This is a genomic window from Lacticaseibacillus sp. YLM2-1 (assembly GCF_056583465.1).
The window spans coordinates 988,479-1,007,314 of the sequence record NZ_CM152617.1 but is presented as its reverse complement, the minus strand read 5'-3'; the positions used below and the strand labels follow the sequence as shown (position 1 = coordinate 1,007,314).

14 protein-coding genes are annotated in these 18,836 nt (G+C 46.4%); all 14 read right to left on the bottom strand.

Annotation, left to right across the window (positions count from 1 at the left end):
* Positions 1–17: 17 nt before the first annotated feature.
* The 14 genes from AC07KQ_RS04850 to AC07KQ_RS04785 all read right to left on the bottom strand — a co-directional run bounded on the left by AC07KQ_RS04850 (position 18) and on the right by AC07KQ_RS04785 (position 18,702).
* A complete protein-coding gene (locus AC07KQ_RS04850) occupies positions 18–1,643 on the bottom strand; it encodes a glycoside hydrolase family 13 protein (RefSeq protein WP_013245578.1) in 1,626 nt (541 codons plus the stop codon).
* 27 nt (positions 1,644–1,670) lie between these two features.
* Positions 1,671–2,801 carry an ABC transporter ATP-binding protein gene (locus tag AC07KQ_RS04845; protein WP_480156622.1) on the bottom strand — a complete coding sequence of 377 codons (1,131 nt, stop codon included), beginning with the start codon at positions 2,799–2,801 and terminating at the stop codon, positions 1,671–1,673.
* Between the two features lie 4 nt (positions 2,802–2,805).
* A complete protein-coding gene (gene pgmB / locus AC07KQ_RS04840) occupies positions 2,806–3,498 on the bottom strand; it encodes a beta-phosphoglucomutase (RefSeq protein ID WP_013245576.1) in 693 nt (230 codons plus the stop codon).
* Positions 3,491–5,752, bottom strand: a complete 2,262-nt coding sequence (locus AC07KQ_RS04835) for a glycoside hydrolase family 65 protein (RefSeq protein ID WP_016386501.1) — start codon at positions 5,750–5,752, stop codon at positions 3,491–3,493. Before AC07KQ_RS04835 ends, pgmB begins: the two co-directional genes overlap by 8 nt.
* 129 nt (positions 5,753–5,881) lie before the next feature.
* Positions 5,882–7,627, bottom strand: coding sequence for a glycoside hydrolase family 13 protein (locus AC07KQ_RS04830; protein ID WP_003569585.1), 1,746 nt, complete (start codon positions 7,625–7,627; stop codon positions 5,882–5,884).
* Positions 7,624–9,300 (bottom strand): alpha-glucosidase, encoded by a 1,677-nt coding sequence (locus AC07KQ_RS04825; protein WP_013245574.1) that lies wholly within the window; start codon positions 9,298–9,300, stop codon positions 7,624–7,626. The genes AC07KQ_RS04830 and AC07KQ_RS04825 overlap by 4 nt, the downstream gene beginning before the upstream one ends.
* 483 nt (positions 9,301–9,783) lie before the next feature.
* A complete protein-coding gene (locus AC07KQ_RS04820) occupies positions 9,784–10,737 on the bottom strand; it encodes a LacI family DNA-binding transcriptional regulator (protein ID WP_274991078.1) in 954 nt (317 codons plus the stop codon).
* 405 nt (positions 10,738–11,142) lie between these two features.
* Positions 11,143–11,616, bottom strand: coding sequence for an SsrA-binding protein SmpB (gene smpB / locus AC07KQ_RS04815; protein WP_003564285.1), 474 nt, complete (start codon positions 11,614–11,616; stop codon positions 11,143–11,145).
* 31 nt (positions 11,617–11,647) lie between these two features.
* Positions 11,648–14,017, bottom strand: coding sequence for a ribonuclease R (gene rnr, locus AC07KQ_RS04810; protein ID WP_003564282.1), 2,370 nt, complete (start codon positions 14,015–14,017; stop codon positions 11,648–11,650).
* A 1-nt stretch (position 14,018) separates the two neighbouring features.
* Positions 14,019–14,753, bottom strand: a complete 735-nt coding sequence (locus AC07KQ_RS04805) for an alpha/beta hydrolase (protein WP_003569577.1) — start codon at positions 14,751–14,753, stop codon at positions 14,019–14,021.
* A 242-nt stretch (positions 14,754–14,995) separates the two neighbouring features.
* A complete protein-coding gene (gene secG, locus AC07KQ_RS04800; protein ID WP_003564279.1) occupies positions 14,996–15,232 on the bottom strand; it encodes a preprotein translocase subunit SecG in 237 nt (78 codons plus the stop codon).
* A gap of 185 nt (positions 15,233–15,417) precedes the next feature.
* Positions 15,418–16,989, bottom strand: coding sequence for a ClC family H(+)/Cl(-) exchange transporter (locus tag AC07KQ_RS04795; protein WP_003564276.1), 1,572 nt, complete (start codon positions 16,987–16,989; stop codon positions 15,418–15,420).
* A gap of 88 nt (positions 16,990–17,077) precedes the next feature.
* Positions 17,078–17,434 carry a hypothetical protein gene (locus tag AC07KQ_RS04790; RefSeq protein ID WP_013245572.1) on the bottom strand — a complete coding sequence of 119 codons (357 nt, stop codon included), beginning with the start codon at positions 17,432–17,434 and terminating at the stop codon, positions 17,078–17,080.
* 5 nt (positions 17,435–17,439) lie between these two features.
* Positions 17,440–18,702, bottom strand: coding sequence for an MFS transporter (locus tag AC07KQ_RS04785; protein WP_013245571.1), 1,263 nt, complete (start codon positions 18,700–18,702; stop codon positions 17,440–17,442).
* Between the last annotated feature and the right edge of the window lie 134 nt (positions 18,703–18,836).

The following is an 18,836-nucleotide window of genomic DNA, read 5'->3' as shown; positions in this document are numbered from 1 at the left end:
TAAACGGTACTGGTAGCTTACACATGCCGCACAATCGCGGCGAATGCCTGATATGGTTGTAAAGTTTGGTCTGTTAATGATTGCAATGGTGCATCATTTGTCACGATGGTTTTTTCTAGCTGATCGTTAAGATCTAATGGTTGCCGCTTTTCCGATAAGTTGACCACAACAAGCCAACGAGTATCACCAAGAACGCGATAGTATGCCATGACCGCCGGGGCAAGATTTTGAATGGCTTCAAACCGGCCATTGACGATCACATCATTTTCGTGGCGTAATCGAATTAGCTGCTGGTAAGTATAAAAAATCGAATCGGGATCGTCTAAGGCCGCCGCCACATTGATGGTGTGGTAGTTTGGATTGACCCGCAGCCATGGCTGACTTGTTGTGAAGCCAGCGTTGGGGGCATCACGCCACTGCATCGGCGTGCGGGCATTATCCCGACCTTTTGCATTAATGGCGGTTAAAATCGTTTTTTCTGATTGCCCCAGTGCCATCTGTTCACGATACATGTTAGCGCTTTCAATATCTTGAACATCAACTATGCTTGCCACGGGTGCGTTGGTCATGCCGATTTCTTCACCTTGGTACACATATGGCGTACCGCGCAAAAGATGCAGTAAAATGGCAAACATTTTGGCGCTTTTAACCCGATAACGTTGATCGTTACCCCAGCGTGACACAATTCGCGGCAAATCATGATTATTCCAGAAAAGACTGTTCCACCCTTTTGTATAATCAAATGCCGTCTGCCACTTGATTAAAACCTGTTTTAAAGCCGCTGGGTCAAGTGGTCTCAATGCCCACTTGTCATCATTTTGCTGATCAAGTTGCATCATTTCAAACTGGAAAACCATCGATAACTCGTGTCTTTTGGGATCTGCATATTGTTGGGCGATGCTGGGGGTTGCACCCCAGGTCTCGCCAACTGTCAGCAAATCCGTATCGCCAAATGTCGCGCGATTCATTTCTTGAAGGTATGGATGCAGCTTAGGACCATTTTCTCGAATGCCGCGATCCGGCTCCTTGCCAATCAAGTCAATAACATCCATTCGAAAACCGCCGATACCTTTGCTGATCCAGAAATTCATCATCTTGTAGATGGCTTGTCTAACTTGAGGATTTGCCCAGTTTAAGTCTGGCTGCTTATCACCAAAAAGATGTAAGTAATATTGACCGGTGGCTTCATCACGCCGCCATGCCGAACCGGAAAATGTTGATTTCATGGCGTTAGGCGGGCCACCTGTGGCCGAACCATCGCGCCATATGTAATAGTCACGATATGGATTAGCGCGCGACTGGCGCGACACTTTAAACCACCGATGTTCGTCCGATGTATGATTCACCACCAAGTCCATGATGATGCGAATATCGCGTGCTTTTGCTTGGCGAATCAACGCCTCCAAATCAGCCATGGTGCCAAATTGTGGATTAATGGCTTGATAATCTGAGATGTCATAACCATTGTCTTGACCAGGCGACTGATACACTGGACTCAACCAGATGGCGTCAATGCCGAGTTTTTGCAGGTAGTCTAAACGCTGAATCAGACCTTTAAGATCGCCAATACCGTCACCATTGCTATCCTGAAAACTCTGCGGATAGACCTGATAGATCACGGCGCGTTGCCACCACTGTGTCATACTTCCCTCCCTCATTTATTCAGGCGTTTATACCTTGACAGTGCGGTCTGCATCAGCCTGAATAGCATCCGTCGACTCTTTATCAAAAAAATGCGCTTTGTTCAAATCAAATCCCATGTTGACGGTATCTCCTGGGCTGTGAAAATCTCGAGCATTCACGATGGCGACAAATTCGGTTTCATCAATTTTTTGATATAACTGACTGGTCGCACCGAGAAGTTCAGAAACCACCACTTGCGATGCGATCACCGCTTCCGGCCAAGTTTCCAAAAAGGCTTCTTCGCTGTGAATGTCTTCGGGACGAATGCCAAAAACCAGTTGCTTACCGTTATAGCCTTGATCCTCCAGAATTTTTGCGCGCCCTTCTGGTACACTGAGGTGAAGACCCTTGCCATCGCTGATGACACCATCACGATACGTCACATCAAAGAAATTCATCGCTGGCGAACCGATAAAACCAGCCACAAATTGGTTACGCGGATATTCATAGATTTCCGCGGGCGTCCCGATTTGCTGAATCTGGCCAACAGACATCACCACAACTCGATCGGCCATCGTCATCGCTTCAGTTTGATCATGGGTCACATAAATCGTGGTGGTTTCAAGGCGCTGATGCAACTTGGCAATTTCCGCACGCATGGAAACACGTAATTTAGCATCCAGATTGGAAAGCGGCTCATCCATTAGAAAAATCGGTGCATCTCTGACAATAGCTCGCCCCAATGCCACCCGTTGCCGCTGACCGCCAGACAAGTCTGCTGGTTTACGGGCCAGAAACTCTGTCAGACCAAGAATATCGGCCGCAGCTGCCACCCGTTCTTGGATTGCATCCTTGCTATACTTCCGCAGCTTTAAACCAAACGCCATGTTGTCGAAAACCGTCATATGCGGGTAAAGGGCATAGTTTTGGAAAACCATGGCGATGTCGCGATCTTTCGGTGCCACATCGTTCATTACCTGATGATCAATCATTAACGTCCCTTTGGAAATATCCTCAAGGCCCGCGACCATGCGAAGCGTTGTTGACTTGCCGCAGCCAGACGGCCCGACAAAGACAATGAACTCCTTATTCTTAATGTGCAGATCGAAATCTTTGACAGAATCTTGTGCGGCATTCGGGTACTTCTTATAAAGATGGTTCAAATCAATCTCAACCATGACATCATCCATCTCCTTTCTTATTCAACGCGTTTTGCCATTTTGTGAAGGCTGTCGTGATTGATTTGAGTCGCAATAAGCCTGTGTTTGCCACGAAATAATCAGCAGCTGCGAGCGCCTTGGCATCACCGATACCCACCGAAAACTGACCAGCCGCATTAATTGCTGCAATACCAGCAGATGCATCTTCAAAACTCACCACTTCATCTGCTTGCAATTGCAACAAGTTCTGCGCTTTGATGAAAATTTCAGGATCTGGCTTCCCGCGATGCAGACTAGCTGGATCAACAATCGCATCAAATTGATCAAATAACTTCAATTGACGCAAAATAGTCGGTGCATTTTTTGAAGCAGATGCGATTGCCAATTTTAAATGCCTTGCTTTGGCGTCCGATAAAAGTTGACTGATACCCGGCAGAATATCGGCTGGCGTCATATTGGCAATCAATTGAAGATAACGTCGATTTTTTTCATCTGCTAAGTTTTCTTTCTCAACTTCGGTATATTGCTTCTGTTGATCACCGTAACCGAGGATGATCGCTAACGAGTCCATTCGGGAACGGCCACGTAAAGCCTCATTTGCCGTAGCTGGCATGGTAATCCCTAATTGTTTTGCCAACTCCCCCCAGGCGGCTAAATGATACTTAGCTGAATCGGTGACCACCCCGTCAAGATCAAAAATGAAGCCTTTAAGCATGGTCATCCCCCTTTTCCAAGTGCTGCAGCTCACCATTCACTTCAATATCAATTGACGGGCCGGCTAACAAGATCACGTTGGCCTCCTCACTCACGTCCACTGCCAGCAAACGGCCACGATAATTGATTTTAAAGCTGAAGCGGTGCCATTCTTTTGGCAAAAATGGCTTGAATCGTAACCGGTCGTGATCATAGCGCATCCCCGCAAAGCCTTGGACGATTGATAACCAACTGCCGCTCATGGACGTAATGTGAAGCCCGTCATCAGTATCGTTATTATAATTGTCCAGATCTAGACGCGCAGTTCGCGCATATAACGCCACGGCCTTTTCCGTTTTCCCTAATTCAGCTGCTAGGATGGCATGGATGGACGCACTTAATGAACTCTCGTGAACCGTCATCGGCTCATAGAAATCAAAATTGCGTTCTTTTTGTGCTTGGGTGAAGCGGTCATTGAGAAAATAAATGCCCTGCAAGACGTCAGCCTGTTTGATAAAAGGCGACCTTAAGATCCGATCCCATGACCAATGTTGGTTAATCGGCCGCTGGTCAGCAGGAATCGAACTGGCGGGTCGCAAATCTTTATCAAGAAAGGTGTCGTGTTGAACAAAGATCCCTAATTCATCGTCAACGGGATAGTACATCCGATCAATAATATCTTGCCACTTAGCTTTTTCTTCTGCAGTCACCTCAAGTTTAGCGACCACGTCGGCATTCGCCTTGGGCAGGCGCGCTAACGTGTAACTTAACGTCCACGATGCCATGGTGTTGGTATACCAGTTGTTGTTAACATTGTTTTCATATTCATTAGGACCGGTTACCCCGTGAATCATATACTGATTGGCACGTTTGCTAAAATGCACCCGGTCAGCCCAGAAACGGGCAATCCCCACCAAGACCTCAATACCATCACGGTTGACATAACTTTCATCGCCGGTATAAGCCGTGTATTGATAAATCGCGAACGCAACTGCACCATTACGATGGATTTCTTCAAATGTGATCTCCCACTCGTTATGACACTCGATGCCATTAAAGGTCACCATTGGGAACAAAGCACCGGCCAGTCCTTGCTGCTGTGCATTATGATACGCACCAGGTAATTGATCGTGGCGATATTGAAGAAGTGCTCGCGTCACATCTGGGGGCGTCACTGCCAGATACATTGGTACAATATAGGCTTCAGTATCCCAGTAAGTGGCACCGCCGTATTTTTCACCTGTAAAACCTTTAGGCCCAATGTTAAGGCGCTTATCTTCGCCATAGTACGTCATAAACAATTGCGCAATATTAAACCGAATGCCTTGTTGTGCGGCCGGATCGCCTTCAATGACCACATCACTTTGCTCCCAGCGTTGCGCCCAAAGCTGCGTATGGGCAGCCAGTTGTTCGGAAAAACTGTGTGTTTGCAATGTGGTCATCAAAGCTGCGGCTGTTTGCTGCTGATCAGAAGGCGCAACATCGCGGCTAGTAACCACAATGACATCCTTTTCCAGTTGATAAGTTTCGCCAGTTGCCACATCAGCCACAATTTGTTCGTTTAACCAGCCGTTGCCAGTCGTGACAACGCCTGTGACCGGTTGATGATTGACACGCAACTGTTGCTTCAATAGAACGGTGAATTGCGGTACATCGTAAGGATTTGGCTTGGTTTGCAATTGAATGGTTTTTTGAGTGGGATCCTCAGCTTGCGGTTCCCAAAACCGCTCATCATAGTTGCTATCTTCATTAGCGACACGACCTTCAAGTCCAGCATCAAATGTGATCGTTGCCTTACCGCTAAGCACAGTTGCTTTCACGTTAATCAAGGCTGCTTCCTTCACCACATTGCTCAAAAATCGTTGAAACTCAAACCGAACCTCAACCTGATCCCCTTCATAGATAAACTGCCGAGTTAATAATCCCTGATGTAAATCAAGTGCCAGATAGAAATCCCGAAAACTGTTTTTGGCCAAATCAACCGGTTGTTCATTCACTTTGATGCGAATTGGCAAAAAGCTGGGTGCATTGATTGCTTTGCCAAAGTACGCAGGATAGCCATTTTTCCACCAACCAACGCGGGTTTTATCCGGAAACCAAACACCACCGAGATAAGTTCCCGAAAGCTGATCCCCCGAGTACTGTTCCTCAAAATTCCCGCGCATGCCCATGTAGCCGTTACCAATTGCCGTCAAACTTTCTTGAAGCCGCTTGTCCTCTGGATGAAACTGATGGGTTGCAATCATCCACGGATCGACTGCAAATGTTCTTTTCATCTTCTCCACTTCTCCCTTGTGACCATTTTCTTTACGATAGTCATGGCAACAACCACTTAAAGGACACGCTTTATTATAGATGAATGAAAGCGCTATACAATCGCAAAATGAATGTTACCGCTATCATAATTAGTTTACTGCTACAACAAATCCTTTTGGAGCTAACTCATTTTGAGCAAACCCTTGATGCAAAACAGGTGCCGCCGTCAAAGGAACCGATGACGCTGTGGTATTGAAATATGCCGTCAGCGTTTCACGGCCGTGGCGCACAACCTTAATTAATCCAGAAGGTGTCACTTCTAATTTGGTCGTACCACGCCCAAGGGTAGCCGCATGTTCACGACGAAAGCCGATGAGCTTCGCCACCCGTTGCCAAATTGGCTGACCTAATTTTGTCCAATCCATTGGTTTTCGATCATCAGGATCATTTTCCCCATCCATGCCCATCTCAGTTCCATAATAAAGACATGGCGTACCTGTCTGAAGAAAAGCAAAGGTCAATGCTTGCAACGCTAGCTCAATGTCATCACCTGCTACCGTTAACAACCGCGGTGTATCGTGCGAATCTAACATATTTAACATCACTTGATTCGTCTGATCGCGGTAAAGCATCAATTGGTCCGTTAACAAAGCGGTCATCCCCGCAGCTGTCTGCTTACCGGTCAAAAAGTGGTCCTCTATTTGCTGCGTGAAGGCATAATTCATAACACCGGAAAATTCATCGCCATTTAACCAAGGTTGACTGCTATGCCAAACCTCGCCCAAAATATAAAAATCCGGTTTAATGGCGGTGACAGCGCTGTAAAATCTTTTCCAAAAATGATGATCAACTTCGTTCGCCACATCTAAACGCCAGGCATCAATATCAAATGCTTGAATCCAGTAAGTTGCCACTTGCAGTAGATAATCCTGAACCGCTGGATTGGCCGTATCTAACTTTGGCATTCGCGACTCAAACGCAAATGTATCGTATTGTGGCGCTCCCTCGCCTTTCAGGGGATTATGAAATGGCGTCAATGGATAATCATGAATGTGGAACCACGAAGCAAAGCGTGATTTTTTGCCATTTGCTAAGACATCCTGCCACTGCATGCTAGCAAAGCCCATGTGGTTAAACACGGCATCCAGCATGACGCGCATCCCGCGTTTATGGGCTTCATTAACCAACTTGGCAAACAGTGTCTTATCACCGAAATCCGGATCAATCGTTAAATAATCAATGGTGTCATATTTATGGTTTGAACTCGCGGTAAAGATAGGACAAAAGTACAGACCATTGACACCCAATGCTTGCAAATCATCTAAGTGATCCAAGACCCCCTGTAAATCACCACCATAGTAATCATCACGTCCAGGATGATCAGACGGTCGCCAAGGTTTCGTGCCAACAGGATCATTTGTGCTATCACCGTTGGCAAATCTTTCCGGGAAAATTTGGTACCAAACGGTTTCTTTCACCCAATCAGGCGTTTTCACCCGATCAATCTCGTGAAAATACGGCACACGAAAATAATTGCCGGTATCAATTCGCGCGGACTCTGTGTCTTTTCGCAATCCCCGATCACCAAATAACCATTTGCTACCGTCCTGTCCGGTCACTTCAAACAGGTACTGCAGACGTTGATAAGGCGCCTCCAAGGTCACTCCCCAATGATCAGCAACTTGACCTGTCCCTAGCTGACTCATCGGTTTGCGCTGATAACTCAACCGATATTGTTGATGCTGATCAAGCTCTTGCCAGTAAGGATCACCATACAAAACAACCACCTTGGCGACATCGTTTTGTGCCGTATGGAACCGCAAACGTAGCTTTTTATTGGTATATAAGAAACAATCTTCACTTTCTGGTCGATGAGACATAGCTGCTAAATTCATGGCTTAGCACGCTCCTTTTCCTGAATGAATACTGCTGCTGAATCGGCTGATAGTGTCAGTGTTTCTTCGCTCAGTGTCGCGTCACCGACGATTAGCACCGCTTGATAGTCACCGGCTGGCAATCTAAGGTTGACTGTTTTATCACTCAAAGCAACCGCCACAACGGCAATCGCCTTGTCTGTCTGGCGAAGATACACATAGCTGTCTGGCCCCGTACTCAACAGTCGAAAACTGCCTGTTTGAAAGACCGACCGTTTCTTTAAAGCAATCAATTGCTTGTAAAATGCAAGGCTGCTGTGCGGATCATGTTGTTGTTCGACAACATGCGTGCGACTGCTGCGCTTGCCAACCAACCAAGGCGTGCCGCTCGTAAAGCCACTATTGGTTGTCGCATCCCACGTCATCGGCCCTCTCGCTGGCAACTTATGGGTCGCATTGACCATCGCTAACGCCGCCTCCTGGGTATACCCTGCGTCCACAGCTGCTGCAATGAAACGCGGGACGCTTGGATCGGAAAAAGCTTTCGCATCAGGCAACGTGAGATTTTCAAGCCCTAGCTCTTCACCGTAATAGATGATTGGAATACCGCGTTGTAAATACATCAGCACTGCCAGACTTCTCGCCTGAATCGCTGAATGGGCAACGCGCGTAGCCAGACGAGCCATATCATGATTGCCCCAATAAAGCGTCGGCAACGACACACCAGCAAGTGTTTGCTGCCAAACAACCTGTGTCTGTTTAAACTTTGCAAAATCCAAAGGTTTCGGCTGATACTGCGCTGGTATGCTGGTGTCAAGTTGCGTCGTATCTTCGGTAAAATATCGGAAAGTAATCACACTATCCATCAATTTGTTATGCTGGCTCGTGTAGTCAACAGCAAGATTGACATTTGCACTTGCCGCTTCCCCAAGTATAAAGGTATTTGGAAAATCTGCCTTGATCTGAGCACAGAAGGGCCGCAACCACCGCTGAACATTGGGCAGATTAGCAAAAAACGGTTCTGCAATCACAGGCTCTTGTTGGCTTTCCAACGTTGGATAGTTTTGCGCCAGATCAACTTTGGCAATATGAATAAACGCGTCAAGCCGCAACCCATCAATTCCCTTGTTTAGCCAAAATTCAGCAACATCCCCCATTGCACGCCGAACCTCGGCATTGGCCCAATTCAAATCCGGCATGTGTTGATCAAATAAATGGAAATAGGATTGACCGGTACCGGCTGGATCAGGCGACCAAACCGAGCCGCCGAAAAAGCTTCCCCAATTATTTGGTCTTTTATGATGATGTCCAGAAAAAATATAATAATCACGATAAATACTTTTTACATTCCGGCTTGCATCTTGAAACCACGGGTGCTGATCTGATGTGTGGTTCAAAACAAAATCCAAGATGATACGGATACCCGCTTCATGAAGTTCATGAATCAAAGCCTGCATATCGGCCATTGTTCCCATTCGCTCATCAATCGCGTAATAGTTGGCGACATCATACCCATTATCGACTTGCGGTGATACAAACACAGGATTCAGCCAAACGGCGTTGATGCCTAAGTCCTGCAGATACGGTATGCGTTGCCGAATGCCGTTAAGATCCCCAATACCGTCGCCATCACTGTCCTGAAATGACTTCGGATATATTTGATAAATAATCGCCTGATCATACCAAGTGTTCATGTGACCCGCCCCCCTTTTCCAACTAGCATAGTGAAAGCGCACGCATGATACAAGTTAACTGCGTTTGTTACCGTTATCAAAACAAAGTAAAGGAGCGGGGTTTTGCCGTGCCAAACTCCGCAATCTCCGGCCAGATGGGGCTGGCGACGCGGAGCTAGAGCGGAGACGGCGCTTTGAGCCCGCAAAACCCGCGGTCTCGAAGTCGCCTAACAACACCAGCGATAAAGCCCGGTCGCTGTGTTGTTTGCACGGGTGAGCCCCATCTGGCCTACGATTGCTCCGCCTTAGCACTATGATCTTTAAAATCCAAATAAATATTCCACGAGAAACAAAAAAGAAACAAATTTCCGCATAAATAATCGAAAAATTGTTCCTCTTATTTGTCTGCCTGAGAATTATTTCCCGGACTCTTGATGTTTGTTAACGATATTCCAACCTGTCAATAGATAAACTTTTTGTGCCAAATCGGAATCCTATGATTAACTAAGTACGCATTGTGCCGCGCAGCACTAATTTTGGCGGCACCAGCAATTCCCCTTGTTGTGCACCTGACTGAGCGATTTTTTGCAAAAGCATCCGTGCCAATAGTTCACCAAGTTGCACCACCGGTTGTTTAACGGTGGTTAATTTTGGATTTGAGACTTGATCCAGAAAAACGCCATCAAATCCAATGACGCCAAAGTCGGTTGGAATTCGCCCACCATTTTGTTGAATCGCTCTGACCGCACCTAACGCGAGGCGATCACTTGCACAGATGAAAACAGTATTTCGCGCGAACTTTCGCCAATTTTCACTGATAAAATGTTGCGATTCGTGACTATGATTACCCATTCGATGAATCTGCGGTACTTTTTGATGTCTCTGCAAAGTATTGATATACCCTGCTTCACGCGAATATTCAAACGGTTCTCTCACATCAATACCAAGAAAAATAATCGATTGATAATTCTTGGCCAGCGCATATTCGGTTGCTTGCTGTTCGCCTAATTTATTGTCCGTATCAATAAAATCATAACCATGACGATTTTCCCCAAATAAAACAACCGGTTTCGCTAACTGATCAATCCATTGACAATCAGTCGACCGCGCACCCGTAATAATGTACCCATCGGCGTGATCCAAATCAAGATGCTCGCGATCTGTCACTAATTGCAAAGCATACTGCTGACGATCAAGTCCTCGGGCAATGCCGAATAGCAACGTCATGTAATAAGGTTCGGTCGTATCCACATCTTCAAGAATCAAAAACTTAATAACGTTAGTCCGATTATTGGCCAAAGTCTTCGCTGCAGAGTTAGGTCGATAATGCAAAATCGCCATTGCTTGTTCGACGAGTTGTTTTAACTCAGGCGTCACTTGCTCAGGATGATTGATGACACGGGACACGGTCATTTTTGAAACATTGGCTTCTTTCGCGACATCAGACAGTGTGACCACAAATGCTATCCTCCCTCCTCAACTGAAGTTCGTCGACAAAGGCATTGACCAACGACAGTCTCCTTTCCCTATTTTATATTAGTTCTTACTTAAGTAAAACCTTAGAAGGAAAAATCACCATTTTATATAAATAAATAAGCAAAACAATGAAAAAGAAATTATTAGTCAATCAATAGTGTAATTATTTATATAACATCAACACTTTAGCTTGTTTAGAAATAAATGATAGCAAAATAAAAAGAGCATCAGGTTTCTCCCGATGCTCTTTACTGATAAAACTCAGTTGGCATAACGTCACCTAACCTGCACATCAGCGACATCATGATATTGCTGATGGACAAGCTAGAAGATTGATTTTTGATGCTCAGATCAGCATTAGCTTAATGCCACTGGGCGACTGGGCATTTAATACCGTGCCTTCAAAGCGCGCTGAACCTCGCGTTCCTGATCCTTGCGCTTTAAGGTTTCACGTTTGTCGTAGTTATGCTTCCCTTCAGCCACACCAATCAAAACCTTGGCATAGCCGTGTTTTAAATACATCCGCAACGGCACAAGCGTGACACCTTGGCGCGCTGTCATTTGACCTAACTTGCGAATTTCTCGTTTGTGCAGGAGCAGCTTGCGATTACGCATTGGGTCAACGTTGAATAAATTGCCCTCTTTATACGGACTAATGTGGACGTTTTCTAACCACGCCTCATTATTCCGAATTCGGGCAAAGCCGTCACGCAAATTCAGCTTGCCATCACGCACGGATTTGATTTCGGTACCTGTCAGCGCAATACCGGCTTCGTAGGTATCAAGAATGTTGTAATCATGACCGGCCTTTTTATTCTGGGCGAGCAGGTTGTCAGGTTTTTGTCGATGTTTCTTCGCCATTGAACCATCCCCCTTTCAAAAGTTGCCAGCGTTATTTAGTGCCGCGCTTGGCATTATAGTGCTTGCCTTGATGTGGCGCACCAGCTGGTTTGCGTGGTCGATTGTTGTGTTGATTACGATTTGGCCCACCATGGTTATTATTGCCAAAACCAGGCTTGTTGCCATTTGGCCGACGTTCACGCCGGTCTTCTTTTTTGACGAACTTGCCCAGATCACTTGTTGGCGTATTTTCATCAGGAATCAATGAAAAGTCTACCTGTCGCTGATCAATATCAACATTATCAAGTTTAACTCGCAAAGACTGGCCAATTCGGTACGTGCGCTTGGTGCGTTCGCCAACTAAAGCCATCTGACTATCGATGAATGAATAATAATCATCGGTCATCCGCGTGATATGAACAAGCCCTTCTACGGTGTTCGGCAAAGCCACAAACATCCCAAAGCTCGTCACGCCGCTAACAACAGCATCAAATTCTTCGCCGACCTTATCAGCCATAAATTCAGCTTTCTTAAGATCGTCAACTGCACGCTCAGCGTCAATGCTCCGCCGTTCCGCCATGGATGCCTGAGCTGCAATATCTGGTAATTTCTTATTCCAGCTTGCCTTGATATCGTCGCCAGTGCCTTCAACCGCATAATCACGAATCAAGCGATGAGCGACCAAGTCAGGATAACGCCGAATTGGACTGGTAAAGTGGCAGTAATACTTTGCTGCCAAGCCAAAATGTCCAAGTGGATCTGGTGAATACCGAGCCTGTTTTAAACTCCGCAGCATTTTAACGCTCACCATTGCTTCTTCAGGCGTGCCGGTGACATCTGTCACAACATCCTGAAGTTGCTTTGGGGTGATTTCTTTGCCTTTTTTCATCGGCACGGTGATACCAAAACTAGCAATGAATTCCATGAATTCTTTAATGCGGTCGGCATCTGGTGTTTCGTGAACCCGGTATAAGAATGGTAAATGTTGCTTGTTGTAATGTTCAGCGACGGTTTCGTTAGCGGCCAACATGAAGGATTCAATCATTCGTTCTGACACACCACGCTCACGCAGAACAATGTCTGTCGGGTGACCCATATCATCAACAATGATCTTGGCTTCGTTTTCTTCGAAGTCAATGGCACCTCGAGCATGCCGCATCTTGTAAAGAATTTGATGCAGTTGAACCATGTCTTCAAACATCGGCACAAGTTCCTGATACTCGGCCATCACTTCTGGGTCATGGTCGGTCACAATCTTGTTGACGTTGTTATAAGTCATCCGCGCATGGCTCTTGATGATGCTTTGATAAATCTCGTGATTAACCACGTGACCATCTTGATCAATTTCCATATCACAAGACATCGCCAAGCGATCAACGCCAGGATTCAACGAACAAATGCCATTAGACAGCCGGAATGGCAGCATCGGAATGACACGGTCGACCAGATACGTACTAGTCCCGCGATCAAACGCTTCTTTGTCCAACGCTGAGCCTTCTGTAACATAGTGCGACACGTCTGCAATATGCACACCAAGATGGAAGTTTCCGTTTGGCAATTTCCAAACGACAACGGCATCATCGAAGTCTTTACTGTCGTCGCCGTCAATCGTCACAACGGCTTGATCGGTGATATCTTTACGGTTCACCCGTTCTTCTGGGGTGACATGATCCGGGATATCATTAGTTTGAGTCATTACCTCATCAGGAAACTCAGTCTTGATATGGTTTTGCATCACTAATGACATAATATCCACACCGGGATCATTCTTATTTCCCAATGTTTCAACCACCATGCCATACATCAGCTTCGGATGGTGTTCATTAGGAAATTCCGTAATCTCGGTAACCGTCATGTCGCCTAATTGCGGCATGGTACCAGTGTCTTTGACATAAACCGGAAAATTCTTCAGTTTCTTCTCGTGGCTGACAACCATACCAATAAAACCAGACTTGGCCCGATCTTTGTCGGAAAATGGTTTGAATTCGCCTACAAGTGTCGTTAGGCTGCGTTCAACAACCTTAGTGATTTCGCCTTCTGGTCCACGCGTATCGTTTGGACGTGCTTCACGGACGATACGGACTTCAACGGTATCACCGTCCAAAGCAAAATCAGTGCTCGTTGACGGCACATAAACATCATTGTCCTGATCTTCAATCGCAACGAAACCAAAACCTTTTTCATTGCCATGGAAAATACCTGTCAACACTTTAGGCGTGCCGCCCCAAGCATAACGGCCTTCACTAATGGGATGGATTAAATTGTCATTTTCCATACCAGTTAAGGCTTGAACCAGCGTTTTAAAATCAGTGCCTTCGTTTAATTTCAAGGCACGACTCAGCGTCTGGACCGAATAATCAATCTTCGGATTTTTACGAAATGTTGCTAAAAGTTCATTACGAATATGGCCAACTGTGGTCATGCTATCCCTCGTTTTCTTGTTGCATAAATGCGATAACGTCTTGTTGTAGTGCGTGATGTGCCGAATTCACGGTGATCACATGTTTGGCATTGTCATACCAATGAAAATCTACTTGCGGTGCATTGATGAGTGCATCCCGTAGCTGATAGGCCAGCTGCCCGTCAACTAATTCATCAGCACCGGCTTGGCCGATAAAGATCGGCTTATTAACTAAATACAGATCGGCGGCAACCCCAGTGGCGAAATTGTCAATCGCCGCCAGTTGACCTGGTAAGTAAGCCAAAATCTGAGTACTTTCGTCTGGTACACCTGCCAAACGATTCATATATTGTGCGTATTTCAGAAACCCTGGCACGAGATGGTGCTTGCCCGGTAAGATCGGCGATGAAAAAACGCCGCCAGCTGTGACACCGGGTAATATTTCCAAAGCTTTCATGGCGAAAATACCGCCGAGTGATAATCCAAAAACAAAAACACGGTCATACTTTGCTGTCATATGCGAAACAGCCGCGCTGGCCTCTGCCCACCAAATATCTGGGTTGCCCTTAGTCAGAATATCCATTGGCTCAATGGTACCATGTCCCGTGAACAACGGCGCATACACGCCATACCCAGCCCGCTGCAAGGCCCGCCCCATGAAGTTCATGTCGTTTGGGCTGCCAGTATAGGCATGCAGCAAAACAACACCGGTATCAGTGCCCTCGTATTCGAATGGTTGCGGTTCACGAAAGATCATGATGGGTTTCATCCTTTGTGGCAAGTGGCTGGGTGGACAAGTGGAAATTCAATCTCTTGGTGAAAAGGCTCGATATTGCGGTAAAAAAACGGTTGTAGGTCTTGTCTATTGGCGAATAAAGTCAGCCTTGTCATATGGTTAGCTATTCCACCGCAGTTGCTGTCGAAACGCGTTCACTGGCCCAAAAACCGGGCCAATGAACGCTCTGCAAAAAAAGTCTCCTGAGTACCAGGAGACTTTCGTTAATGGGCTTCCAGATATACCAGCGCGATTGCGAGGCCGAAGAAAATAACACCTAGTACAACGGTGACTTTCTCCATGAAAGCTTCGAAGCCGCGGGATTTCGTCTTCCCGAAAAGATCTGTTGCCCCACCGGACAATGCGCTTAACGCATCTTGTTGTTTGCTTGGTTGCATTAATGTTGCGATCACGATCAAAATCGAATCGATCACAAGAAATGTGGTCAATAAACTTTGCAAGTTGTTGCCTCCCTTGCGAAAAATCTCACCCTAGTAGTTTAGCATAAAAGCAACATAAAGGCGAACGCATTCTACCTAAAAGAGGCATCTTTGCTGAAATCCACCTTTTTAGCTACTTGAACCGTCTCACAGCAAGTAAAATAACTCACAATAGTAGCACGTCAACGTCCTGACAGATAACTTGCTCATGAGTTTTGGTGCGTTTTCCCCAACGCCGCCGATAGCGCATCAATCCGCCGCTTGACCCGAGCACGTTGGGTCGCATCCGTTAACAGCACCAACGTATCACCTTCACGGATCAAGGAATCACCATGTGGAATCACTTCCTGTTCGCCACGCCGGATTCCGATTAGTAATGCTTCTTTAGGCCATGGCATATCGCGGACCATTTTGCCATTCAAGGGACTGCCGAAGAAAACCGGTATTTCCAGTCGGTCGGGTCGATGAAGCTGCTGAACTGTTTTCGGCATTGTCATTTGCTCGAGTAACGCTTCATAGATCGGTGCACCGCCAAGCAAATCAACCACGAGATAAGCAGTTAACGATAGGACCGCTAACGGCATCAAATGCGTCAAATTACCAACCATCTCCGTTACCAATAGAATCGCAGTAAACGGTGCTTTCCCAATGCCAGCAAAGTAACCGGCCATTGAAAAAATGATTAAGTTCATGATATAGACGTGCGGCAATAAGCCGAGTTGATTCATGAAGACGCCATAAATGGCACCAATCACGGCACCCAAAGAAAGAATCGGCAGAAAAATGCCACCTGGTAATCCAGAACCATATGAAATCATTGAAAAAACGAAACGTACAACAAAAATTGCGATCAATACAAGCAAAGATGGCACATACTGGCCAAAACCGACAATCAAACCATTGCCACCACCAAGTAAGTTTGGTGCAAAATAGCCAACCAGAATCACCAGCAGAAACGGTACAATGCCTTGTAATGGCCGCGGTAAATGTGTCAAGTTGCGATACCACCGCGGCATCACCAACAAGATTCGCTGGTATAAGTACCCAAACAAGCCCAAAAGAATGCCTAGCAAAATTAAATGCCAATAACTTGATACAGGTAAACTACGCGAATAGCTTAAATGCAGCACCGGAACAAGTCCGAAAACATTCAGTGAAACAAAATCCGATCCAATTGCCCCAGCCAATGCCGTTAACCAAACAAGCGGTGAGAAATTATGATAAACCTCTTCTAAGACAAACAAGGTCCCAGCAATGGGTGCATTAAATGCCGCCGCCAATCCTGCAGCAGAACCGGATGCAATTAACAATCGCCGATCAGTTCCTGATAGCTTGAACCCCGCAGCTAAACCTTGCCCGACTGAAGCGCCTAACTGAATCGACGGTCCTTCCCGTCCGAGAAACAACCCAGGCCCCAGCGCCAGAACACCGCCGACAAATTTTCGCCAGAGGATCGACCACCAGTGCATTTCCAATTCACCAGCCAATTGGCCTTCAACTTGCGGAATCCCAGAGCCAGAAATATAGGGCTCTTTCTTGAGAAGCCACGCCACGATCAACGCCAAACCAAGATTGACACCGATCAACAACGCCCATTGCCACCAGACAAACGGTGCTATTCGCAAGTGCCCATATACCAGCCGACTGTAGCGCAGCCCTACCTCAATACAATAGCGAAACGCGCTGACAACAGTGCCGCTCATTAAACCAACGAGTAGTCCGAGTAGCACAAATCGCAGGCGAGTAACGTCAAATTTTTCTTTTACAGGTCGTGCCAAGTAATTCCCCTCCAGTACAACATGATCTCAGTATATACCTCTGGCTGGGAATCAAAAACGACTCAGTCACCCGAGTCAGCAAAGCCAATTATTGTTTCTCTTGCCGAGCCACCCAAACCAACATTGCACCGATTAACAAAGTGATGAGCGGAAATGGATATGTGGCCCATGTTTGGATCATGACGCTGGGAAAGGTCCAGGCTAACACGTTGTACAGCAAAGTTAGCACCAGTGTCAGCACATACCAGTAACGGTGCGTATGATCCATGAACCAACCAATCAACGCATAAATGATCAACCCGTATAAAAGCACAATCCCGATTAAAACAACTAAGGCGCCAAAAATCTGGCCAGATGCTCGCAAGCCCACATCCCACGTCATCCATAACATCGTCAATCCTAAAACAACTTCCAGCCAAGCAAACACGGTGAAGAATTTTTTCAAACGATCTATCCCCTTTTAGTCAAATCTGATGACCCGTCTGCTTGCAACTGACGGTCATATTCGCGGGTGATCTTCAAGCCGAACATAACGCCAGCGGCCAGTAACACGCCGATCCCTGCAACTACAAATAAAGTTGCGACACCAAAGCGATCGGCGATGGGACCAGCAAAGATCAAGCCGACCGGCCCTGGCAGACTCATTAGCGCATTCAAAATCCCCATAACCCGCCCGAGCGTCTCAGGGGCATAACTTTGCTGATACATCGCGATCAAAGGCGTGTTGAAAAACGGCCAAGCTAAGCCAGCAACGCCATTCAAGATAAGAAACCATAAAAAGCCATTTTCAGTTCGTGGCAAAACACCACTTAATCCAAACGTCACGCCAATGACCACCATCCCCCAGACAATCGGATGAATACGATCACGAAAATGGCCAAAGGCGCTAATGAGCAATCCACCAAGTAGCGACCCAGCAAAATAAACAACTTCAATCAATCCAGCTTGGCCGACAGTACCATGAAAATAACGCATGGTCATTAAAGGATACATACTAGCGGCTGGCATGAAGGCAAACGTCGTCAACATGCCAATTAAAGTCATATACCACAGGCCACGATTGCCTCGCAACAATTGCCACCCGACCTTGGCATCCTGCGCAACATGGACGGTTGTCCCGACCAAGCGATTTTCTGGAATACTAACGAACAACAACAAGCTGACTCCTAGAATCGCACCTAAAACATCTAACAAAATCAAAAGCGGCATCGGCATCAGGCCAAAAAGGACAGCTCCCAGTGCCGGCGCAATAATCATGTTCGCCGAATTCACCACACCGAGTTGACCGTTCACGCGCGTCAACTGATCACCAGGTACCATGGTTGGCAAAATAGCCTGAATCGTCGGCATCTGGAATGTTTGTGCCAACGCCCGCACCAGCAACGACACAAAGATCAGCCAAACAGGAAAAAAGCCACCGAACTCGCCAACGGCACTCAAAATAAGTGCCACCATAGCGGCGACAATATCCGGTACAATCAACAACATTTTCTTGTTCAAGCGATCAATATAAGGCCCGACAAAAGGACTCAGCAGAATCGTCGGCAACATACCTAATAAAGTAGCAATGCTGAGAATCGTTGCAGAACCAGTTTTAGCAGTTAAGTACCAAATGATCGCATACTGAACCGTCATACTGGTAATGCCAGAAAGAAATTGACCAAGCAAAAAGATAGCAATGTTTCGTTGCCAATGAGGTGGCGTCGTTTGCATAGAAAACTGTCCTTTCATTTGTGCTTATCCCTAGTATACAGAAAGGTGCACCCGACAACCGCGATTCAGTCTCACCGATTAAAAAATCCTGATTCTTTCAACCCAAGCGACCTCGCTAAAACCACGCCATTTGG